We start from the raw sequence: 4,646 nt of genomic DNA on the forward strand, positions 1-4,646 counted from the left end.
GGCCAGCAGCGGCGTGCCGCCATCGGGGCCGGCGGCCTCCAGCAGCCGCGCGACGCGCCCGCGCAGCGCGCGCGCCAGCTGCGCCGCGCGCCGGCGCGTCAGCCAGCCCAGCATGTCCGGCAGGCCCATCAGTCCGAACAGGTCCACCACCTCGGCCGCGTCCTGGTAGGCGGTGAAGGTCTCGGCGATGACCGCGGCTTCCGCACGCGGCACCGTGGGGCCGAAGACGCTCAGCAGCAGCACGCGCGTGATGCCCGCAGCGAAGGCGGCGGCGACATCGACGGGGCCCTCGGCGCGGGCGAAATCCGCCGCGGTCTCCTCCGCCGCCTGGAGGTAGCACGGGTGGAACTGCGCGATGCCGGAGGGATGGATGGGCGGCGAGATCGCCGCGCGCTTCGCCGCCCAGTCATCCCCCCAGGCGATGAAGGACGACCCGCCGATCACCGGGCGCAGCGCGTCCTCGAGGAAGCGCGACTTGCGCTGGTAGATGGCGTGCTTCGTGACGAACACGTCGCGCACCACCTCAGGCGTGTTCGCCACCAGGATCATCCGCCCGGGCAGGCGCGTGGTCATCACCTGGCGGCGATAGGCATCGGCCGGGAAGATCGAGAGCACGTCACGCCGCGCGCGCAGCAGCCCGCCCAGCGCGGTGGGCGGCCGCCAGGCCGGCGCGGGCATCGGCGGCACGAGATCGGCGGCGGGCGCGTTCATGGGGTGCGGGCAGCGATAGCGTGGCGCCCGCGCGCTGTCACCGCCGGTCCGCGGACTCCGCCGCATAGCCGCGGCCATAGCGGCGTTCCAGCCGGCGCTGCACGAAGTCCCAGAGCGTCGTCATCAGCAGGTAGTAGAGGGCTGCGACGATGAACAGCTCCAGCACCAGGAAGCGTTCCTGGATCAGCAGCTGGGTGCGTCGCAGCAGCTCATCGACGCTGATGACCGAGGCGATGGACGTGGTCTTGAGCAGCCCGTTCACGCTGTTGCCGAGCGGCGGGATGATGACGCGCAGCGCCTGCGGCCAGGTCACCAGGCGGAACACCTGGCCGCGGTGCAGGCCGAGTGCCGCCGCCGCCTCCCGCTGGCCCTTCGCGACCGACATGATGCCGGCGCGCACGATCTCGGACAGGTAGGCGCCCTCGTTCAGCGAAATGCCGATGAGGGCGGCTTCCCACACGTCGAAGCGGATGCCCACCAGCGGCAGGCCGGTGTAGATGATGAGCAGCTGCACCAGCAGGGGCGTGCCGCGGAACAGCCAGCAATAGAAGGCGGCGAAGCCGGACATGACGCGGTTTCCGGACAGGCGCATCAGCGCCAGCCCGATCCCGATGAACAGCCCGAACACCAGCGAGCCCGCCGTCAGCCCGACCGAGATGATCGCGCCTTCCAGCAGGTAGGCGTTGAAGAGCGAATCGAAGAAGCCGTCCCAGCGCCAGACCTGCATGGGTCAGGCTGCCGCCGTCACGAAGGCCCAACCACCTCGAAGGGCCCGTCATAGGCGGTGACGCCGAAGCGATCGAGCAGCGCCTGGAAGGACCCGTCCGCCTTCATCGCGGTGAGTGCCGTCGCCACCGCCTGCGCCAGCGCGCGGGAGCGGAAGCCGAAATTGATCGGCGTGCCGTACAGGCCCGAGATGGCGCGGGTGAATTCCCCGCGGTCGTCGTATTCCTTGCCCGTGCTGTCGATCGAGATCGCCGCGTCGAGCTGCCCCGCGCGCAGCGCCTGGAAGGAGACGGCGAAATTGTCGAAGGCGCGGATGGTCAGCGGCCGCAGCCCGCGCGCGGCCAGGTCGTTCGACATGTCGGTGGTGCGGCGGAATTCGAAGCCGCCCTGCTCCACGCCCACCCGCAGGCCGGCCAGGTCGTCCACCTTGGTGATATTGCGCGGGTTGCCGCGCGGCACCGAGACGCTGATCGCCTGCTGCTCGTAGCGCACCAGCCACATCAGGCGCTGGCGTTCCTCGGTGTAGAACATGCCGGTGTTGATCATGTCCCAGCGCCGCGCCGCCAGGCCCGGGATCATGGCGGCGAATTCCACGCGCACATGCTCGGGCGTGAGGCAGAGCCGGCGCGCGATCTCGGTGCCGAGGTCCACCCGCATGCCGCGCAGCTGCCCCTGCCCGTCCACGAACTGCATCGGCGGCAGGGTGGGGTTGATCGAGAGCGTGAGCGTGCCGGGCTTCACCAGCTCGCTGTTCGGCACGGCCTGGGTGCAGGCGGGCGCCTGCGCCAGCGCGGGCGCCGCCAGCAGCGATCCGCCGGCGGCGAGGAAAAGGCGACGATCCATGGTGTGATGCTCCCTGTTATTCCGCGGCCTGCGCGGCGATGCTCATCAGCCCGATGCCCTGCAAGACCTGCGCCAGCGCCGGCATGTCGGCGGCGGGCAGCGGCAGGCGCGGCGGGCGCGGCGGGCCCATGTCCATGCCCATCAGCCGGAACGCCGCCTTGGTGCCCGAGACGTAGCGCGGCCCGCCCACCCAGGGCAGGAGCGGCGTCAGCTTCCGGTACAGCGCGCGCGACTTGTCGCGGTTCGCCTCGAAGGCGGCCGCGTCGAACATCTCGGACGACAGGCGCGGGGCGACGTTGCTGCACACCGCGACCCAGCCGATCGCACCCAGCCACGCACTTTCATAGCCGAGCACGCCGGCAAACACCGCCATCCTGTCGCCACACAGGTCCACGATGTCGCGCACGCGCGTGACCTCGAGCGTGCTCTCCTTCACGTAGCAGCAGTTCGGGATGCGGCTGATCTCGGCCAGCATCGCCGGCGTCATGTCGACGTTCGACGTGGCCGGGTTGTTGTAGACCATGATCGGGATGCCGATCGCCTTCGCCACGGTGTCGTAGTGGTGCACCAGCTCGGCCAGCGTCGGCACCGAATAGAAGGGGGGGATGATCATCACGCCATCCGCGCCCTGCGCCTCCGCTTCCTTGGAAATCGCGACCACCTCGCGCGTGTCCTCCGCCCCGGTTCCGACCAGCACGGGCACGCGCCCGGCCGCGCTGCGGATCACGGTGTCCACGATGGCGGCGCGTTCCTCGCGCGAGACGCTCAGGAACTCGCCGGTCGAACCCAGCGGGATCAGGCCGCGCACGCCCTCGCGGATCTGGTATTCGACCAGCCGCGCGAGGGCCGCGTGGTCCACCGCCGCGCCATCGGCGGTGAAGGGTGTCACCAGCACCGTGTAGGTGCCGCGGAAGGGCTCGCGGGACATCGGGAGATCTCCGGGGATGGACGCGGCCGGGCCGCATGCGATGATCGGAGACCGTTTTCCCCGGCACGGCAAGGGCATGCGCCTCACCTCCCCCAGCATCACGCCATCCGCGGCACCGATCCGCTTCACCTTCGACGGGCGCGAGGTGGAAGCCCTGCCCGGCGAATCGATCGCCGCCGCGCTCTCGGCCGCCGGCGTCCTGGCCTTCCGCACCACCGCGAAGGGCGCCCCGCGCGGGCTGTGGTGCGGCATGGGGGCGTGCTGGGACTGCATCGTGACCGTGGATGGCCGCGCCGGGCAGCGCGCCTGCCTGGTGAAGGCGGAAGCCGGCATGCGCGTGCAGGGCGCGCTGCCCGCCGACCCAGCGCCGCTTGCGGAAAAGCCCAGCGCGATCGAGGCGCGCGCCTGCGACGTTCTGGTGGTGGGTGCCGGCCCGGCCGGGCTGTCCGCCGCCATCGCCGCGGCGCGCGCGGGGGCGGCGACCATCGTGCTGGACGAACGCGGCGAGGCGGGCGGGCAGTACCTGAAGCCGCTGGCGAAATCCCACGCCAATGCTGCGCCCGATGCGCAGTTCCGCCGCGGCGCCGCCTTGCTGGCGGAAGCGCGCGCGGCAGGCGTGACCATCCTGCACGGCGCGACCGTCTGGGGCGGCTTCGCGCCGGATGAGATCGCGGCGGTGGTGGACGGCACCGCCCTCACCTTCCGCCCGAAGCGGCTTGTGCTGGCCCCCGGCGCGCATGAACGCCCGGTGCCTGTGCCCGGCTGGACGCTGCCCGGCGTGATGACCACCGGCGCGCTGCAGACGCTGGCGCGGGCGCAGCGCGTGAGCCCGGCGGATCGCGTGGTGATCGCGGGCAGCGGGCCGCTGAACCTGCAGCTTGCGTGCGAATTGCTCGCCGGCGGCGTGCAGGTGGCCGCGGTGGTCGAGGCCGCGCCGAAGCCCGGGCTGCGCGCCTGGCGCGACATGCTGGCGCTGGCGCGGTCCTCGCCGGATCTCGCCTGGGATGGGCTGCGCTACCTCGCGCAGCTGAGGCGCGCCGGCGTGCCGGTGCTCTGGGGCAGCAGCATCCTGGCCTGCGAGGGCACCGACCGCTTCGCGGCGCTGCGTATCGCCACACCCGATGGCGAGCGCCGCATCGAGGCCGGCGTGGCCGCGCTCAACATGGGCTTCCAGCCCGAGACGGGCCTCGCCCGCGCCCTGGGCTGCGGGCAGCGCTTCGCCACCGAAGGCCCCGGCGCCGAGATCGGCCGGCTCGAGACCATCACCGATGCCGAGGGCCGCACCGATGTCGCCGGTGTGTTTGCCATCGGCGATGGCGCTTCGATCGGCGGCTCGCGCGTCGCCTTCGCGCGCGGGACGCTGGCGGGGCTGGCGGCGGCGCGCGAGCTCGGCCTGGCCGCACCCGACGACCCTGCCGCGCGGCGCGAGCTCGACCGC

Annotated in this window: 5 protein-coding genes; 1 reads left to right on the forward strand and 4 read right to left on the reverse strand. The window is 72.3% G+C overall.

What is annotated here, in order from left to right; genetic code table 11:
* The 4 genes from HW578_RS23190 to HW578_RS23205 form a co-directional block, all read right to left on the reverse strand.
* Nucleotides 1-711, reverse strand: a 711-nt coding sequence (locus HW578_RS23190; RefSeq protein ID WP_198373080.1) for a cytochrome P450 family protein, incomplete at its 3' end; no start/stop codon positions are given.
* Between the two features lie 37 nt (nucleotides 712-748).
* The gene (locus HW578_RS23195; protein WP_198373081.1) at nucleotides 749-1,438 is read right to left on the reverse strand and encodes an amino acid ABC transporter permease; all 690 of its coding nucleotides are present in this window, start codon (nucleotides 1,436-1,438) and stop codon (nucleotides 749-751) included.
* A 17-nt stretch (nucleotides 1,439-1,455) separates the two neighbouring features.
* Complete coding sequence (locus tag HW578_RS23200) at nucleotides 1,456-2,280, reverse strand: ABC transporter substrate-binding protein (protein WP_198373082.1); 825 nt, start codon at nucleotides 2,278-2,280, stop codon at nucleotides 1,456-1,458.
* Nucleotides 2,281-2,296: 16 nt separating this feature from the next.
* Nucleotides 2,297-3,208 carry a dihydrodipicolinate synthase family protein gene (locus tag HW578_RS23205; RefSeq protein ID WP_198373083.1) on the reverse strand — a complete coding sequence of 304 codons (912 nt, stop codon included), beginning with the start codon at nucleotides 3,206-3,208 and terminating at the stop codon, nucleotides 2,297-2,299.
* 76 nt (nucleotides 3,209-3,284) lie between these two features.
* Here HW578_RS23205 and HW578_RS23210 point away from each other — a divergent pair.
* On the forward strand, nucleotides 3,285-4,646 hold a 1,362-nt coding region (locus tag HW578_RS23210), incomplete at its 3' end, for an FAD-dependent oxidoreductase (RefSeq protein ID WP_198373084.1).

Source organism: Roseomonas rosulenta (genome assembly GCF_016106005.1).
Classification (GTDB): domain Bacteria; phylum Pseudomonadota; class Alphaproteobacteria; order Acetobacterales; family Acetobacteraceae; genus Neoroseomonas; species Neoroseomonas rosulenta.